Genomic DNA, 16,288 nt, shown 5'->3' with positions numbered 1-16,288 from the left:
GGGAGCGTGGATGGCATGACGGACAAGCTGAATGAGCTCGCCGCCGCTGGTGTGGCGGTCTGGCTCGACGATCTTTCCCGGGTGCGGTTGAGCTCCGGCGGGCTGGACCAGCTGCGCCGCGAAAAGCACGTGGCCGGTGTCACCACCAACCCGACGATCTTCGCCAAGGCGCTGAGCGACGCCGACGAGTACAACTGGCAGCTGCGCGACCTCGCCACCCGTGGGGTGGACGTGGAAGAGGCCGTGCGGATGCTCACCACGTACGACGTGCGGTGGGCCTGCGACGTGATGCGCCCGTCGTACGACGGCAGCGCCGGTGTCGACGGCCGGGTCTCGATCGAGGTGGACCCGCGCAGCGCGCACGACGCGGACAAGACCGTCGCCGAGGCCAAGGCGCTGTGGTGGCTGGTCGACCGGCCCAACCTCTTCATCAAGATCCCGGCCACCGAGGAGGGTCTGTCGGCGATCACCGACACCCTCGCCGAGGGGATCAGTGTCAACGTGACCCTGATCTTCGGTCTGGACCGATACTCGGCGGTCATGGAGGCGTTCCTGACCGGTCTGGAGCAGGCCAAGGCCAACGGGCACGACCTGTCGAAGATCGGCTCCGTGGCGTCGTTCTTCGTCTCCCGGGTCGACAGCGAGGTCGACAAGCGGCTCGAGAAGGTCGGCTCCGATCAGGCCAAGGCCCTCAAGGGAAAGGCCGCCATCGCCAACGCCCAGCTGGCGTACGAGCGCTACACGGAGGTGTTCGCCTCCGACCGCTGGAAGGCGCTCGAGGCCGCCGGAGCGCACCCGCAGCGGCCGCTGTGGGCCTCCACCTCGACGAAGAACCCGGACTACCGGGACGTCATCTACGTCGAGGAGCTGATCGCCCCCGGCACGGTCAACACCATGCCGGAGTCGGTCATCCACGCGTACGCCGATCACGGTGAGACGCGCGGCGACACCGTCACCGGCGCCTACGACGCGGCCCGGAAGGTCTTCGCGGATCTGGAGTCGGTCGGGGTGGACATGGCCGACGTGATCGCCACCCTGGAGCGCGAGGGTGTGGAGAAGTTCGAGGCGAGCTGGCAGGAGCTGCTTGACGGCGTCAGCAAGTCGCTGGCGGCGGCCGGCACCGGCAAGGGCTCGCCGAACAAGGCGGCCAAGAGCAACGCCAAGGCCGCCGAGAAGGCCGGTGGGGCATGAGCGAGCGAATCAGCAAGCGCAGTGCGATGGTGCCTCGTGACGACACGCAGCGAAGCGGAGTGACGGCATGAGCGACCTTCTTGACGGGCCGGTGGAGGCAGCCGCCGGGCTCGCCGTGTACGGCGCGGACGCCGTCGACAAGTCCGCGCCAGCCTCGACCCGGGACGCGCTGGTCAAGGCCGGTGTCCCGGGCAAGCTGGCGGGCAAGGACGCGAGCCTGTGGGGTCCGGACGCCGAGGCCGAGGCGAAGATCCGGCTGGGCTGGGTGGACACCCACCGGCGCAGCCGTGAGCTGCTGGTGCAGCTGGCCGAGCTGACCGCGGAGCTGGCCGACCTGGATCACGTGGTGCTCGCCGGCATGGGCGGCTCGTCGCTCGCGCCCGAGGTGATCACCCAGACGCTGGGTCGTCCGCTGACCGTGCTGGACACCACCGACCCGGGCCAGGTCCGGGCGGCCCTCGGCGACCGGCTGGAGCGCACCGTCGTGGTGGTGGCCAGCAAGTCCGGGTCGACGGTGGAGACCGACAGCCACCGCCGTGCCTACTGGCAGGCGTTCCTGGACGCCGGGATGACCGAGGCGGAGGCCGGCCGGCACTTCGTCATCGTCACCGACCCGGGTTCGCCGCTGGAGGCCACCGCGGCCGAGATGGGCGCGTTCACGGTGCTCGCCGACCCGAACGTCGGCGGCCGGTACTCGGCGCTGACCGCGTTCGGCCTGGTGCCCTCGGCGCTGGCCGGAGTCGAGGTCGCGGAGCTGCTCGACCAGGCCGACGCGCTGGCCACGTCGCTCGGCGCGGATCAGAACAACCCGGCGCTGGCGCTGGGCGCCGCCCTGGGCGCGGCGGCCACGTTGGCCCGCGACAAGGTCGCCCTGGTCTCCGACGGCACCGGCATCGACGGGCTCGGCGACTGGGCCGAGCAGTTGATCGCCGAGTCGACCGGCAAGGCCGGGGTGGGCATCCTCCCGGTGGTCGTGGAGTCCCCGCAGAGCCCCGGCGCCACCGGCGCGGACGTGCTGACGGTCAGCTACGGCGGCGCGTTGGCCCCCGGTGACATGCCGGGCGGCGGCGCCAACCCGGACGTGGCCGTCAACGGCCCGCTGGGCGCGCAGTTCCTGGCCTGGGAGTACGCCACCGCGGTGGCCGGAGTGGTGCTCGGTATCGACCCGTTCAACCAGCCGAACGTCACCGAGTCCAAGGAGAACACCAACAAGATCCTGGCCTCGGGCCTGCCGGCGGAGACGCCGTCGTTCACCGAGGGCGCGATCGAGGTGTACGCCCCGCAGGGCGCTCCGGGGGACCTGGCCGGCGTGCTGCGCTGGCTGCTCGACGGGCTGGGCGACGACGGTTACCTCGCGGTGATGGCGTACCTCGACCGGTTCGCCGACGCCGACGCGGCCCGGCTGCGGCCGTTGCTGGCCCAGGCCGGCGGGCGACCGGTCACCTTCGGTTGGGGCCCCCGCTTCCTGCACTCGACGGGTCAGTACCACAAGGGCGGCCCGCAGGTGGGCAGCTACCTCCAGGTGACCGGCGCGGTCACCGAGGACCTGGCGGTGCCGGGCAAGCCGTACACCTTCGGTGAGCTGCAGGCGGCGCAGGCCGCCGGCGACCGGCAGGCCCTCGCCGGTCGGGAGCGGCCGGTGCTGCGGTTGCACCTGACCGACCGGGCCGCCGGTGTCGCCCAACTACTGGACGCGGCCGGTGATCTGCGGGCGTGAGGATGGACGACGTGACTGAAGCGGAAGCGAGGGGGCGCCGTGAGCGCGAGGAGTGAGCCGGGTTTGCGAGCCCCGCAGTCGCGAACCGAAGATGGCTCGGTGAACCCGCTGCGCGACCCGCAGGACCGCCGGTTGCCCCGGATCCCAGAGCCCTGCGCTCTGGTGATCTTCGGGGTGACCGGCGACCTGGCCCGCAAGAAGCTGCTCCCCGCGGTCTACGACCTGGCCAACCGGGGGCTGCTGCCGCCCGGCTTCGTGGTGCTCGGTTTCGCGCGCCGCGACTGGGGTGACGGCGACTTCGAGACGTTGGCCTGCGAGGCTGCTCGCAAGCACGCCCGCACCCCATGGCGGGACGAGGTGTGGGCGCGGCTGGCCGGCAACATCAAGTTCGTCGGCGGTTCGTTCGACGACGACGCCGCCTTCGACCAGCTCGCGGCGACGCTGGACGACCTGCGTCAGACCCACGGCATCGCCGGCAACGCGGCCTTCTACTTCTCCATCCCGCCGGCGGCGTTCCCGGTCGTGCTCAAGCAGCTGGCCCGCACCGGCATGGCCGACAACGACAAGTCCGGCGGTTGGCGTCGGGTCGTGGTGGAGAAGCCGTTCGGCAACGACCTGCCCTCGGCGAAGGCGCTCAACGACCTCGTCGACGACGTGTTCACCCGGCAGGACGTCTTCCGGATCGACCACTACCTGGGCAAGGAGACGGTTCAGAACATCCTCGCCCTGCGGTTCGCCAACAACCTGTTCGAGCCGCTGTGGAACTCCAAGTACGTCGACTCGGTGCAGATCACCATGGCCGAGGACGTCGGCATCGGCACCCGCGCCGGCTTCTACGACACCGTCGGCACCGCCCGTGACGTGCTGCAGAACCACCTCCTCCAGCTCCTCGCCCTGGTGGCGATGGAGGAGCCGACCAGCTTCGACGCCGACGAGATCCGGGCCGAGAAGCTGAAGGTGCTCAAGGCCATCACCCTGCCCAAGGACGTCGCGCGGGACACCGTCCGCGGCCAGTACCTGCCCGGCTGGGTCGGCGGCGAACGCGCGGTCGGTTACCTGGAGGAGCGGGACGTCCCCAGCGACTCCACCACCGAGACGTACGTGGCGGTGCGGCTGGGCATCCAGAACCGCCGCTGGGCGGAGGTGCCGTTCTACATCCGGGCCGGCAAGCGACTGCCCCGGCGGGTCACCGAGGTCGCCATCATGTTCAAGAAGGCGCCGCACCTGCCGTTCAACGACGCCGACATGGAGTCGCTGGGCAACAACCAGCTGGTCATCCGGGTGCAGCCGGACGAGGGCGTGGTGCTCAAGTTCGGCTCGAAGGTGCCGGGCACCACGATGGAGGTCCGCGACATCGCGATGGACTTCCAGTACGGCGAGGCGTTCACCGAGTCCAGCCCTGAGGCGTACGAGCGGCTGGTGCTGGACGTGCTGATCGGTGACCGCACCCTGTTCCCGGATGCGGCCGAGGTCGAGCAGAGCTGGCAGGTGATCGACCCGCTGGAGCACGCCTGGGCGGGCACCACGCCGGAGCCGTACCGAGCCGGCGAGTGGGGCCCTCGGGCCTCCGACGAGATGCTGGCCCGCGAGGGCCGCGCTTGGAGACGAGCATGATCGGGCTGTGGGACACCACTGGCAACGAGGTGGTCAAGGCACTCGCCGCCGAGCGGCGCAGCGCCGGCGGAGTGGCCAGCGGGATGGCGCTCACCCTCATCGTGGTCGTCGACGAGAAGCGGGTCCGGGAGGCGGAGGCCGCGGCGACCATCGCCGCCGCCGCGCACCCGTGCCGGCTGGTCGTGGTGGTGCGCTCGGAGATCGAACGGGACCGCAACCGACTGGACGCGGAGATCGTGGTCGGTGGGCGGCTCGGCCCGTGCGAGGCGGTGGTCACCCGGATGTACGGCCGGCTGGCCCTGCACGCCGAGTCGGTCGTGATGCCGCTGCTCGTTCCCGACGTACCGGTGGTCACCTGGTGGCACGGCGAGCCGCCGGCGGAGATCGCCACCGACTTCCTCGGCGTGGTGGCCGACCGGAGGATCACCGACTGCGCGCAGGCCGCCGACCCGGTGGAGGCGCTGCGGCAGCGCGCCCGGGACTACGCGCCCGGCGACACCGACCTGGCGTGGGCCCGGATCACCCCGTGGCGCACCCTGGTCGCCGGGGCGTTCGACACCACCAGCGCCCAGGTCACCGAGGCGACCATCGTCGCGCCGCCCACCGACCCGACTGCGGTGCTGATGGCCGGTTGGCTCTCCAGCCGGCTCGGCATCACCCCGCACCGGGTGGACAGCAACGAGTTCCCCCGGATGCGGGAGGTGCAGCTCAGCTGCGCCAACGGCGACCAGCTGACGCTGACCCGCGAGGACAGCATGGCCGTGTTCCGGCGTACCGGCCAGGACGACCGGGCCCTGCCGCTGGTCCGCCGCCCGCTCGGTGACGAGCTGGCCGAGGAGCTGCGCCGTCTCGACGCCGACCAGGTGTACGCGGAGGCGCTGGGCGCGACGGTCGGCCTGCGCGGCCTGGAGCAGCGCCCCGCGCAGCGGGTACACGTCTGGAAGGATCCGGCCACCGCGCGGCGCGCCGAGGCCGGGGTCACCGCGCACAGCGGCACGAGCGGCCAGGGCTGAGCCCGCGCCGGCGCACGACGTCGGGCAGGGCCGGTGCACACCGGCCCTGCCCCGGTACCTCCGGGGTTTCCGCCCCACCACCTCGGGCCCACCGGCCCGGGCACGACGCGACAGCGACCGCCGCGCGGTCAGGAAACGAAGGCGCAACCCATGAGTGAGGCGAGTGTCGCCGTCCACGCCGACGCCGACCTGCTGGCGCAGGCCGTGGCGGCCCGGTTGCTGGTGAAGCTGCTCGACGCCCAGGCCGACCGGGGTGAAGCCTCGGTGGTGCTCACCGGAGGCCGGATCGCCGCGGCCGTATACCGGGCGGTGGCGACGCTGCCGGCCCGGGACGCGGTGGACTGGTCCCGGGTCGACGTGTGGTGGGGTGACGAACGGTTCCTGCCCGCCGGTGATCCGGACCGCAACGAGACCCAGGCCCGTGCCGCGTTGCTGGACGTGGTGCCGCTCGACCCGGCCCGGGTGCACGCCATGCCGGCCTCCGACGGCCCGGCCGGCAACGACCCCGAGGCGGCGGCTGCGGCGTACGCGCAGGAGTTGGCGCGCGCCGCCCGGCCCGGGCACGCCACACTGCCGCACTTCGACGTGCTGATGCTGGGCGTCGGCGAGGACGGCCACGTGGCCTCGGTCTTCCCCGAGCACCCGGTGAGCTACGAGACCCGGCCGGTCAGCGCGGTGCGGGGCAGCCCCAAGCCGCCACCGGTGCGGACCACCCTCACCCTGCCGGCGATCAACACCGCCGAAGAGGTCTGGCTGGTGGCCGGCGGCGCCGACAAGGCTCACGCGGTGGGGATGGCATTGGCCGGTGCCGGGCCGGTGCAGTTGCCGGCGGCCGGAGTGCGCGGCGTGGACCGCACCCGCTGGCTGCTGGACCGGGCGGCGGCAGCCGACGTACCCGCGAGGCTGCGCAGCCTCCGTTAGAGCGCGGAGCCAGCTACTCGCCGCGTCGGCGACGCAGAGCGGCGAGCGCCTCGTTCAGCAGGGCCTCGCCCTCCTCGGCGGTGCGCCGCTCCTTCACGTACGCCAGGTGGCTCTTGTACGGCTCGGCGCGGACCCGGCCCGGCGGGTTCTGGGCGTCCCGACCGGCGGGCAGGCCGCAGCGGGGGCAGTCCCACTGGGGAGGCGGCTCGACGTTCGCGGCGATCCGGATGTCGATCCGATGGTCGTTACGGCACCAGTAGGTGACGTCCTGGCGGGGAGCGGGTTGGTGCCGCTCGTCCGGTCGCATGGGTGCGGACCCGACTCGGGCTCCCCGGATAACGTTGCCACTCGGCACGGCTGCTTGCTCCTGTCGTCGGAGGGGACCCGCCGTCTTCGGGGGTGCAGCGGCGGGCGACGCGGTGCAGCGGAGAAAAGCCTGCGCGCGGCCCGTCGGGTGACGAACCGCGCGCAGATTGTACGACTTACTGAGCCTGCTCAGGCGCCGCTGTTCATTTGGAGGCGCAGCCAGAGCCCGAGCCCGACGATGGCGGCGAACCAGACGATGCTCACCAGAACGGTGTAACGGTCCAGGTTTTTCTCCGCCACCGAGGAGCCGGCAAGGCTGGAGCTGACGCCACCGCCGAACATGCTCGACAGACCACCGCCCTTGCCGCGGTGCAGCAGGATCAGCATGGTGAGCAGAATGCTCGTGATGACCAGCAACACGATCAACGTGTATGCGAACCAGATCGGCATGGCTGGGGTCAGTTCCTCTCGTAGCGATCCTCGCCCGGTCTGATCGGGCACGGCGGCACCGACCGTCGGACGGGCGGTGTCCAGGATACCGAGCGATCAGCGAGCAAGGTGCTCCGGGAACCGGCAGATCTGAGCGAATTCCTCCGCGTCCAGGCTGGCGCCCCCCACCAGGCCCCCGTCCACGTCCGGCTGGGCCATGATCGAGGCGATGTTGGACGCCTTGACCGAGCCGCCGTAGAGGACCCGAACCTGGTCGGCGGTCTCCTGGCCGAAGCGCTCCGCCAACCGCTGACGCACCGCCCCGCAGACCTCCTGAGCGTCCTCCGGGGTCGCCGTCTTGCCCGTGCCGATCGCCCAGACCGGCTCGTACGCGATCACGACCTGCCGCACCTGCTCGGGGGTGAGCCCGGCGAGGCCCCCGTCGAGCTGGTCGGCGCAGTGCGCCACGTGGGTGCCCTGCTCACGGACGTCCAGCCCCTCCCCCACGCAGAGGATCGGCGTCAGACCGTGCGTCAGCGCCGCCTTGACCTTGGCGTTGACCAGGGCGTCGTCCTCGTTGTGGTAGGCCCGCCGCTCGGAGTGCCCGACCACCACGTACGTGCAGCCGAGCTTGGCCAGCAGCGGCCCGGAGATGTCCCCGGTGTACGCGCCGGACGCGTGCGGGGAGAGGTCCTGCCCGCCGTAACCGATGAGCAGCTTGTCCCCGTCCACCGCGGTCTGCACGGTCCGCAGATCGGTGAACGGCGGCAGCACCACCGTCTCGACGTCGGTGAGCTGCTTCTCGGTGAGGCTCGCCGCCAGCTTCTGCACCAGCAGGTTGGCCTCGAGGTGGTTGAGGTTCATCTTCCAGTTGCCGGCCATCAACGGCCGGCGGGTGGTGCTCGACATTCAGTTCTCCAGGGCCGCGATGCCGGGGAGGGTCTTGCCCTCGAGGTATTCCAGGGAGGCGCCGCCCCCGGTGGAGATGTGCCCGAAGGACGACTCGTCCAGCCCCAACGCGCGGACCGCCGCCGCCGAGTCACCGCCGCCGACGACGCTGAACGCGTCGGCCTTGGTGATCGCCTCGGCGATCCCCCGGGTGCCCGCCGCGAAGGCCGGCATCTCGAACACGCCCATCGGGCCGTTCCAGAAGATCGTCTTCGCCTGGGACAGCGCGGCGCTGAAGCCAGCCACCGTCTCCGGCCCGACGTCCAGGCCGAGCCGGTGACTCGGGATGCCGTCGACCCGCACCGTGTCGTGCGCGGCGTCCGGGGCGAACGCGTCCGCGACCACCACGTCGACCGGGAGCATGATCTTGCCACCGGACCGCTCCAGCAGGTTGCGGCAGGTCTCGACCATGTCCTTCTCCAGCAGCGAGGTGCCCACCTCCAGGCCCTGGGCCTTGAGGAAGGTGAAGCACATCCCGCCACCGATGAGCAGCCGGTCGACCGTGGGCAGCAGGGCCTCGATCACGGCGAGCTTGTCGGACACCTTCGACCCACCGAGCACCACCACGTACGGGCGCTCGGGGTCACCGGTGAGCTTCGAGAGGACCTCGACCTCACGCAGCACCAGCCGACCCGCGACGTGCGGCAGCCGGGCCGGCACGTCGAAGACGCTGGCGTGCTTGCGGTGCACCGCACCGAACGCGTCGTCCACGTACGCGTCGCCGAACGCGGCGAGCTGATCGGCGAAGGCACCCCGTTCGGCCTCGTCCTTGCTGGTCTCCCCGGCGTTGAAGCGCAGGTTCTCCAGAAGGGCGACCTGGCCGTCGGCCAGGTCCGCGACGGTGGAGCGGGCGGAATCACCGACGGTGTCGGTGGCGAAGTGCACCGGCGCGCCGAGCAGCTCGCCGAGCCGCCCGGCGACCGGGCCGAGGCTGAACTGCGGGTCCGGGGCACCCTTCGGGCGGCCCAGGTGCGAGCAGACGACCACCTTCGCGCCGGCCTCGACCAGCGCGCCGAGGGTCGGCAGCACCGCGCGGATGCGCCCGTCGTCAGTGATCGCGCCGGTCTGCTTGTCGAGCGGGACGTTCAGGTCGGCGCGCACCAGCACGCGCCGACCCGACACCCCCTCGGCGAGCAGGTCGTCGAGGGTCCGGATGCTCACAGCGACGAACCGACCAGCTTGACGAGGTCGACCAGGCGGTTGGAGTAGCCCCACTCGTTGTCGTACCAGCCGACGACCTTGACCTGGTTGCCGACGACCTTGGTCAGCGGCGCGTCGAAGATGCACGACGCCGGGTCGGTCACGATGTCGGTGGAGACGATCGGGTCCTCGTTGTAGACCAGGATCCCCTTGAGCGGGCCGTCCGCGGCGGCCTTCAGCGCGGCGTTGACCTCGTCCACGGTGGTCTCGCGACCCACGTTGACGGTGAGGTCGGTGACCGAACCGGTCGGGATCGGCACCCGCAGGGCGTACCCGTCGAGCTTGCCCTTGAGGTCCGGCAGGACCAGGCCGATCGCCTTGGCGGCACCGGTCGAGGTCGGCACGATGTTCAGCGCGGCGGCGCGGGCCCGACGCAGGTCCGAGTGCGGCGCGTCCTGGAGGTTCTGGTCCTGGGTGTACGCGTGGATCGTGGTCATCAGACCGTGCTGGATGCCGAACGTGTCGTGCAGGACCTTCGCCATCGGGGCGAGGCAGTTGGTGGTGCACGAGGCGTTGGAGATGATGGTGTGCTTCGCCGGGTCGTAGGTGTCGTGGTTGACACCCATGACGACGGTGACGTCCTCGTTCTTCGCCGGGGCGGAGATGATGACCTTCTTGGCCCCACCGTCGACGTGCGCCTTGGCCTTGGTGGCGTCGGTGAAGAAACCGGTCGACTCGATGACGACGTCGGCGCCGACCTCGCCCCACGGCAGCTTCGACGGGTCCTTCTCGGCGTACGCCTTGATGGTCTTGCCACCGATGGTGATCTCGTCGGCGGTGGCCTTGACCTCGTAGGGCAGGCGACCGAGGATGCTGTCGTACTTGAGCAGGTGAGCGAGCGTGCCGTTGTCGGTCAGGTCGTTCACCGCCACGACCTCGATGTCGGCGTCAGACGCCAGCACTGCCCGGAAGAAGTTACGGCCGATTCGGCCAAAGCCGTTGATGCCAACCCGGATGGTCACAGGTCCCATCTCCTCGCGTTCTGGTCCGCCGGCTTCAGACAACGGGCCGGCGGGAATGGTGTGCGCCGACCGTTGGAGCCGGCCGTCGACGGTTCATCTCGGCCACCCCGCCGCGCGGTCTGAGGACCTGACCGCCCGAGGCGGTGGGCACGACGAGAAGTGCCGGGTGTCGGCCCCCTTGCCGTACTCAGCGACCTTATCCGAGCGTGCGAGACCACGCTGCGCCGGGTCGTGCTCCCGGACGCACCGTGCGGCCCCACCGTCCTATCAGACCACGAGCATGTCGGGCGTGACGGCTGCTTCCGTATCCGGGATGCCGAGGTCCCGGGCCCGCTTGTCGGCCAGCGCCAGGAGCCGGCGGATCCGACCGGCGATGGCGTCCTTGGTCAGCGGAGGGTCGGCCAACGCACCCAACTCCTCCAGCGACGCCTGCCGGTGCTCCAGGCGCAGCCGCCCGGCGTCGGTCAGGTGGTTGGGCGCCTCGTCGGCGAGGATCTCCAGCGCGCGGGTGACCCGGGCGGCGGCGGCGACGGCCGCACGCGCCGAACGGCGCAGGTTGGCGTCGTCGAAGTTGGCGAGCCGGTTCGCGGTGGCCCGCACCTCGCGGCGCACCCGGCGCTCCTCCCAGGCCAGCACGCTGGAGTGCGCGCCGATCCGGGTGAGCAGCGCGGCGATCGCGTCACCGTCCTTGACGACCACCCGGTCCACCCCGCGTACCTCGCGGTTCTTGGCGGTGATGCCGATGCGGCGGGCCGCGCCGACCAGTGCCAGCGCCGACTCCGGCCCCGGGCAGGTGATCTCCAAGGCGCTGGAGCGGCCGGGCTCGGTGAGCGAGCCGTGTGCCATGAACGCGCCCCGCCACGCGGAGACCGCGCAGCAGACGTTCGCCGCCACCACGTGCGGGGGCAACCCACGCACCGGGCGGCCCCGCACGTCGAGCAGGCCGGTCTGCCGGGCGAGCGCCTCGCCGTCCTTGACCACCCGCACGATGAAGTGGCTGCCCTTGCGCAGCCCACCGGAGGCCAGCACATGGATCTCGCTGGGATAGCCGTAGACCTCGGCGATCTCCCGGCGCAGCCGCCGGGCCACCGCCCCGGTGTCCAGTTCAGCCTCCACCACCACCCGGCCGGAGACGATGTGCAGCCCGCCGGCGAAGCGCAGCAGCGCGGCCATCTCCGCCCGCCGGCAGCAGGGTTTGGGCACGTCGACCCGACTCAGCTCGTCCTTGACCGCGGCCGTCATCGCCATTGTGCGTCCCCTCACGGACCTGTTCCGGCGTGTCGCCGGAGATTACGTACGTGTCTAACGATCGGCGCCCAGGACAGGCACCAGCGCGGCGCCCAGGGCAGCCGGATCATGGCGGGGAGTCCCGTCGACAACGGCGACGGGGGCGAGGACCAGGCGGGCACCCAGCGATTCTGCCGCACGTTCGACCGGTTCGGGGTCACCCACCGCCCTGGCATCGGCGAGCACGAAATCCACCTTGAGCTCGGGCAGGTACCAGTGCAGGGCCGCGAGGTGGTCGGCGACGGAGAGCCCGAGGGTCTCCTTCTCCGCGGCGAGGTTCAGCGTGACCAGGCGCCGGGCCGAGGTGGAGACGATCGCGTCGGCCAACTGCGGCACCAGCAGGTGCGGAAGCACGCTGGTGTACCAGCTGCCCGGGCCGAAGATCAACCAATCGGCCGCCCGGATCGCCTCGATGGCCTCGGCGCAGGCCGGTGGGGCGCCCGGGGTGAGGCGCAGCGACTCGACCCGGCCGGTGGTGACGGCCACCTGGTGCTGGCCGCTCACCGTCCGCACCTCGTCCGGTGCGGCCGGGTCGACACCGCGTACCCGCGCCTCGATGCCGACCGGTTGGCGGGACATCGGCAGCACCCGGCCGACCGCGCCGAGCATCGCGCCGGCGTGCTCCAGCGCCGCCACCGGGTCGCCGAGCAGCTCCATCAGGCCGCAGAGCACCAGGTTGCCCACCGCGTGCCCGGCCAGGCCGTCGCTCCCGGCCGACGTGTTGTCGGCCCCACCCGACGTGTTGTCGGTCCCGGCCCACGTCTTGTCGGTCCCCGCCCACGTCTTGTCGGTCCCGGCCCACGTGCTGTCGGTCCCGGTCGACGCCCCGTCGGTGCCGCGTGGGGCGGCGCCGTCCCGGTCCAGGTCGTCGCCCGCCGCCGCGCCGGGGTCGGACGCGCCGGGGCGGGGTACGCCCACCGGCAGGGCGGCGAAGCGGTGCTGGAACAGTCCCGCGCTGCGCCGGGTGGCCGGGTGGTCCCCGGCCAAGGCCACCAGCGCCTGGCGCAGGTCCCCCGGGGGCAAGCCACCGCGCTCGGCGCGCAGCCGACCACTGGAGCCACCGTCGTCACCGACCGTCACCACCGCCGTGATGTCGAGGTCGAGTTCGGGAGCGCAGTGGCGCAGCGCGCGCAGCGAGGCGGACAGCCCGTGCCCGCCGCCGAACGCCACCACCCGCCGGGCCGTCATTCCCGCCCCAGGTCGCGGTGCTGGGCGTTGGCCGCCAGCCCGGAGTGGCGCAGCCGGCTGGCCAACTCCTCGGCGATGGCCACACTGCGGTGCTTGCCGCCGGTGCAGCCCACCGCCACCGTGAGGTACCGCTTGCCCTCCCGCTCGAAGCCGGTCGTGGTGGCGTTGACCAGGTCGGCGTACGAGGCGACGAAGGCGTCCGCGCCCTCCTGACCCAGCACGTACGCGCTGACCGCCTCCTCCCGCCCGGTGTGCTCCCGCAGCTCCGGCACCCAGTACGGATTGGGCAGGAAGCGGGCGTCCAGCACGAAATCGGCGTCCGGCGGCAGGCCGTACTTGAAGCCGAACGACAGCACGGTGACCCGCAGCCGGCGGGCGTCCTCGCCGCCGAACAGCTCCTCGATGCGCCGCCGGAGCTGGTTGACGTTCAGGTGGCTGGTGTCGATGATCACGTCCGCCTGGTCGCGCGCCTCCTCCAGCAGGCCACGCTCCACCGCGATGCCGTCGGCCAGCCGCCCGTCGCCCTGCAACGGGTGCGACCGGCGAACGCTCTCGAACCGCCGGATCAGCACCTCGTCGTCCGCGTCGACGAAGACCACCCGGGGCGAGAAACCGCGCTCCTTGAGCTCCCGGATCGCCCCGGCCAGATCGGTGGAGAAGGCCCGGGACCGGACGTCCAGCACCATCGCGGTACGCCGAGCCGCGCCCCCCGCCTTGAACGCCAGCTCGGCCATGTCCAGCATCAGTGCCTGCGGCAGATTGTCGACGACGTAGTAACCGACGTTCTCCAACGCCCGGGCGACCGTGCTGCGGCCACCACCGGAGAGGCCGGTCACCACCACAAGGGTGGTCTCCGACTCGGCCGTCAGCTGCTCGTCATCGGCAGCCGGGCCGTCGATCCGGTCACCGGCTGTGCGCGCCTCGCTCACCCGTACCCCCAAGCCGTGGCGCCGCGGCCGCCATCGGCCGCGATTGGTCAATCAGCGACTCTATCCCGCCAGCGGGGCGAGGCCGGGCACCCGTGGCCGGGCGAGGCCGACGGACCGCTCGACGGTCGCCCTCCCGACAGCGCCCGGACTTGATGACGATCAGTAGCTATCAATACGCTCTACGTGATCGTCGCAGGTCAGGACCGACATCTGGAGGGTGCGATGCACGACCTGGCGGACAAGAACAAGTACGTCGGTTTCCTATTCATGCGGATCAGTCCCGAGTATTTCGCCCTCGGCCGCGAGGGCATCCACGAGATCTCCGCCGAACACGCCCGCGACCTGGGCCGCTTCGCCAAGCAGCTCACCCACGTTGTGACGACCGGGGTGAACGGCAAGTACGACCAGGTCACCATGGTCGAAGCCGACACCCTGGAAGAGATCAACGCGGCGGCCACCGCCTTCCGCATGGGCAACAAGGCCCGCTACATCGAGATCGTCGACATCGTGGTCGGAATGAAGGCCCCACCGCGCGGCCTGGCCAACCGGTCCAGCCAGCCCGGCTGACCGCGTCGCCCGGCGCGCCCGCTCGGGTGCGCCGGGCGGGCGCTGTCGGCGTCGGCTCGTAGACTCCGCGGATGGCTTCTCCCACCGACCTGCGTACCGAGGACGCGCTGCCGGTGCTGCGCCGGGTGTTCGGCTACGACGCCTTCCGCGGTTTCCAGCAGGACGTGATCGACCATGTGGTCGCCGGCGGCGACGCACTGGTGTTGATGCCCACCGGTGGCGGCAAGTCCCTGTGCTACCAGATCCCGGCCCTGGTCCGCGACGGGGTCGCGGTCGTCGTGTCCCCGCTGATCGCGCTCATGCAGGACCAGGTGGACGCCCTCACCGCGGTCGGTGTCCGCGCCGGGTTCCTCAACTCGACCCAGACCCTGGACGCCCGGCGCCGAGTGGAGGCAGCCTTCGTCGCCGGCGAGCTGGACCTGCTCTACCTGGCCCCGGAAGCGCTCGGCGTCCGGTCCACCCTCGCCCTGCTGGACCGGGGGCGCATCTCCCTGTTCGCGATCGACGAGGCGCACTGCGTGTCCCAGTGGGGGCACGACTTCCGCCCCGACTATCTCGCGCTGTCGATGCTGCACGAACGCTGGCCGCAGGTGCCCCGCATCGCCCTGACCGCCACCGCGACCAGTGCCACCCGCACCGAGATCGCGACCCGGCTCAAGCTCGACGACGCCCGGCACTTCGTGGCCAGCTTCGACCGGCCCAACATCCAGTACCGGATCGTGCCCAAGCGGGAGCCCCGCAAGCAGCTGCTGGCCCTGCTGCGCGACGAGCACCCCGGCGACGCCGGCATCGTCTACTGCCTGTCCCGGGCCTCGGTCGACAAGACTGCGGAGTTCCTCACCGCCAACGGCGTCGCCGCCCTGCCCTACCACGCCGGGTTGGACGCGGCGACCCGCGCCGCCAACCAGCAACGCTTCCTGCGCGAGGACGGCCTGGTCATGGTGGCCACCATCGCCTTCGGCATGGGCATCGACAAGCCCGACGTCCGGTTCGTCGCCCACCTCGACCTGCCCAAGTCCGTCGAGGGCTACTATCAGGAGACCGGTCGCGCCGGCCGCGACGGCCTGCCGTCCACCGCCTGGCTGGCGTACGGGCTGCAGGACGTGGTCCAGCAACGCAAAATGATCGAGACGTCCGACGGCGACCTCGCCCACCGCCGCAACCTCGCCGCGCACCTGGACGCCATGCTCGCCCTCTGCGAGACAGTCCGCTGCCGGCGGGTCCAACTGCTCGAATACTTCGGCGAGACGACGACCACCGCCTGCGGCAACTGCGACACCTGCCTCACCCCGCCGGAGTCCTGGGACGGCACCGTCGCCGCCCAGAAGTTGCTGTCCACCGTCTTTCGGCTCGACCGCGAACGCAACCAGCGGTTCGGTGCCGGGCACTGCATCGACATCCTGCTCGGCAAGCAGACCGACAAGATCAGTCAGTACGGTCACGACTCACTGACCGTCTTCGGCATCGGCACCGAGCTGAGTGAGGCGGAGTGGCGGGGCGTGGTCCGGCAACTGCTCGCCGAAGGGCTCCTCGCGGTCGAAGGCGACTACGGCACGCTGGCGCTGACCGAGGCGAGCGCCGACGTCCTCGCTCGCCGCCGTACGGTCACCCTGCGCCGCGAGCCGGAGAAGCCGGCGTCGAGCCGCTCATCGAAGCCGCGCGGCTCGTCCACCGTCGTGGCCGAGCTGACCCCGGCCGCCGCATCGCTGTTCGAGCGGCTGCGCGGCTGGCGCGCGGCCACCGCCAAGGAACAGGGCGTTCCGGCGTACGTGATCTTCCACGACGCGACGCTGCGACAGATCGCCAGCGACGCGCCCCGCACACTGGCCGACCTGTCCCGGGTCAGCGGAGTCGGCGAGAACAAACTCGCCAAGTACGGCGAGCAGATCCTGGCCGTCCTGGCGACCGACTGAGGACATGCCGAAGGGCCGGGCCCCGTGGTGGGGTCCGGCCCTTCGGTGTGTGGTGGTGGTTGTGGGGTCAGCTGGTGGCGTAGCCGCGGGTGGCGATCCAGTC

General features: G+C 71.5%; 15 protein-coding genes. 7 read left to right on the top strand and 8 right to left on the bottom strand.

Going from position 1 to position 16,288, the window contains the following annotated elements:
• Positions 1-15 precede the first annotated feature (15 nt).
• From tal to pgl, 5 genes are all read left to right on the top strand, one after another.
• Complete coding sequence (gene tal, locus ACIBF8_RS30280) at positions 16-1,191, top strand: transaldolase (RefSeq protein ID WP_396787328.1); 1,176 nt, start codon at positions 16-18, stop codon at positions 1,189-1,191.
• 67 nt (positions 1,192-1,258) lie between these two features.
• Entirely contained in the window at positions 1,259-2,908 is a 1,650-nt protein-coding gene (locus ACIBF8_RS30275; RefSeq protein ID WP_396787327.1) for a glucose-6-phosphate isomerase, read from the top strand.
• Positions 2,909-3,007: 99 nt separating this feature from the next.
• Positions 3,008-4,522 carry a glucose-6-phosphate dehydrogenase gene (gene zwf, locus ACIBF8_RS30270; protein ID WP_396787326.1) on the top strand — a complete coding sequence of 505 codons (1,515 nt, stop codon included), beginning with the start codon at positions 3,008-3,010 and terminating at the stop codon, positions 4,520-4,522.
• On the top strand, positions 4,519-5,535 hold the full coding sequence (locus tag ACIBF8_RS30265; protein WP_396787325.1) for a glucose-6-phosphate dehydrogenase assembly protein OpcA: 1,017 nt from the start codon (positions 4,519-4,521) through the stop codon (positions 5,533-5,535). Before zwf ends, ACIBF8_RS30265 begins: the two co-directional genes overlap by 4 nt.
• A 150-nt stretch (positions 5,536-5,685) precedes the next feature.
• The gene (pgl, locus tag ACIBF8_RS30260) at positions 5,686-6,456 is read left to right on the top strand and encodes a 6-phosphogluconolactonase (RefSeq protein WP_396787324.1); all 771 of its coding nucleotides are present in this window, start codon (positions 5,686-5,688) and stop codon (positions 6,454-6,456) included.
• A gap of 13 nt (positions 6,457-6,469) precedes the next feature.
• Here the strand turns inward: pgl and ACIBF8_RS30255 are convergent, their stop codons facing one another.
• The 8 genes from ACIBF8_RS30255 to rapZ all read right to left on the bottom strand — a co-directional run bounded on the left by ACIBF8_RS30255 (position 6,470) and on the right by rapZ (position 13,675).
• The gene (locus ACIBF8_RS30255) at positions 6,470-6,811 is read right to left on the bottom strand and encodes an RNA polymerase-binding protein RbpA (protein WP_396787323.1); all 342 of its coding nucleotides are present in this window, start codon (positions 6,809-6,811) and stop codon (positions 6,470-6,472) included.
• A 140-nt stretch (positions 6,812-6,951) separates the two neighbouring features.
• Complete coding sequence (gene secG / locus ACIBF8_RS30250) at positions 6,952-7,212, bottom strand: preprotein translocase subunit SecG (protein ID WP_396787367.1); 261 nt, start codon at positions 7,210-7,212, stop codon at positions 6,952-6,954.
• A gap of 96 nt (positions 7,213-7,308) precedes the next feature.
• Entirely contained in the window at positions 7,309-8,100 is a 792-nt protein-coding gene (gene tpiA / locus ACIBF8_RS30245; RefSeq protein ID WP_396787322.1) for a triose-phosphate isomerase, read from the bottom strand.
• A complete protein-coding gene (locus ACIBF8_RS30240) occupies positions 8,101-9,300 on the bottom strand; it encodes a phosphoglycerate kinase (RefSeq protein WP_091403664.1) in 1,200 nt (399 codons plus the stop codon).
• Positions 9,297-10,301, bottom strand: a complete 1,005-nt coding sequence (gap, locus tag ACIBF8_RS30235; protein ID WP_396787321.1) for a type I glyceraldehyde-3-phosphate dehydrogenase — start codon at positions 10,299-10,301, stop codon at positions 9,297-9,299. Before gap ends, ACIBF8_RS30240 begins: the two co-directional genes overlap by 4 nt.
• Positions 10,302-10,568: 267 nt before the next feature.
• Entirely contained in the window at positions 10,569-11,549 is a 981-nt protein-coding gene (gene whiA, locus ACIBF8_RS30230) for a DNA-binding protein WhiA (protein WP_030337350.1), read from the bottom strand.
• 54 nt (positions 11,550-11,603) lie between these two features.
• A complete protein-coding gene (locus ACIBF8_RS30225) occupies positions 11,604-12,776 on the bottom strand; it encodes a 2-phospho-L-lactate transferase CofD family protein (protein ID WP_396787320.1) in 1,173 nt (390 codons plus the stop codon).
• Positions 12,773-13,675: an RNase adapter RapZ gene (gene rapZ / locus ACIBF8_RS30220; protein ID WP_396787366.1), complete on the bottom strand. Its 903-nt coding sequence runs from the start codon at positions 13,673-13,675 to the stop codon at positions 12,773-12,775. Before rapZ ends, ACIBF8_RS30225 begins: the two co-directional genes overlap by 4 nt.
• A gap of 252 nt (positions 13,676-13,927) precedes the next feature.
• Between rapZ and ACIBF8_RS30215 the strand changes: the two genes are divergently transcribed.
• A complete protein-coding gene (locus tag ACIBF8_RS30215) occupies positions 13,928-14,272 on the top strand; it encodes a hypothetical protein (protein ID WP_396787319.1) in 345 nt (114 codons plus the stop codon).
• A gap of 71 nt (positions 14,273-14,343) precedes the next feature.
• A complete protein-coding gene (recQ, locus tag ACIBF8_RS30210; RefSeq protein ID WP_396787318.1) occupies positions 14,344-16,185 on the top strand; it encodes a DNA helicase RecQ in 1,842 nt (613 codons plus the stop codon).
• The last annotated feature ends 103 nt before the right edge of the window (positions 16,186-16,288 follow it).

The sequence above is a fragment of the Micromonospora sp. NPDC050276 genome (assembly GCF_044459545.1).
In the GTDB taxonomy this organism is placed as follows: Bacteria; Actinomycetota; Actinomycetes; order Mycobacteriales; family Micromonosporaceae; genus Micromonospora.
The sequence above is the reverse complement of the archived record's forward strand: the minus strand, read 5'-3'. Positions and strand labels throughout refer to the sequence as shown.

Excerpts from the sequence above, each read along its gene's own strand:
- tal (WP_396787328.1), top strand. The coding sequence starts at position 16 with ATGACGGACAAGCTGAATGAGCTCGCCGCCGCTGGTGTGGCGGTCTGG.
- ACIBF8_RS30275 (WP_396787327.1), top strand. The coding sequence starts at position 1,259 with ATGAGCGACCTTCTTGACGGGCCGGTGGAGGCAGCCGCCGGGCTCGCC.
- ACIBF8_RS30265 (WP_396787325.1), top strand. The coding sequence starts at position 4,519 with ATGATCGGGCTGTGGGACACCACTGGCAACGAGGTGGTCAAGGCACTC.
- pgl (WP_396787324.1), top strand. The coding sequence starts at position 5,686 with ATGAGTGAGGCGAGTGTCGCCGTCCACGCCGACGCCGACCTGCTGGCG.
- secG (WP_396787367.1), bottom strand. The coding sequence starts at position 7,212 with ATGCCGATCTGGTTCGCATACACGTTGATCGTGTTGCTGGTCATCACG.
- tpiA (WP_396787322.1), bottom strand. The coding sequence starts at position 8,100 with ATGTCGAGCACCACCCGCCGGCCGTTGATGGCCGGCAACTGGAAGATG.
- whiA (WP_030337350.1), bottom strand. The coding sequence starts at position 11,549 with ATGGCGATGACGGCCGCGGTCAAGGACGAGCTGAGTCGGGTCGACGTG.
- ACIBF8_RS30225 (WP_396787320.1), bottom strand. The coding sequence starts at position 12,776 with ATGACGGCCCGGCGGGTGGTGGCGTTCGGCGGCGGGCACGGGCTGTCC.
- ACIBF8_RS30215 (WP_396787319.1), top strand. The coding sequence starts at position 13,928 with ATGCACGACCTGGCGGACAAGAACAAGTACGTCGGTTTCCTATTCATG.
- recQ (WP_396787318.1), top strand. The coding sequence starts at position 14,344 with ATGGCTTCTCCCACCGACCTGCGTACCGAGGACGCGCTGCCGGTGCTG.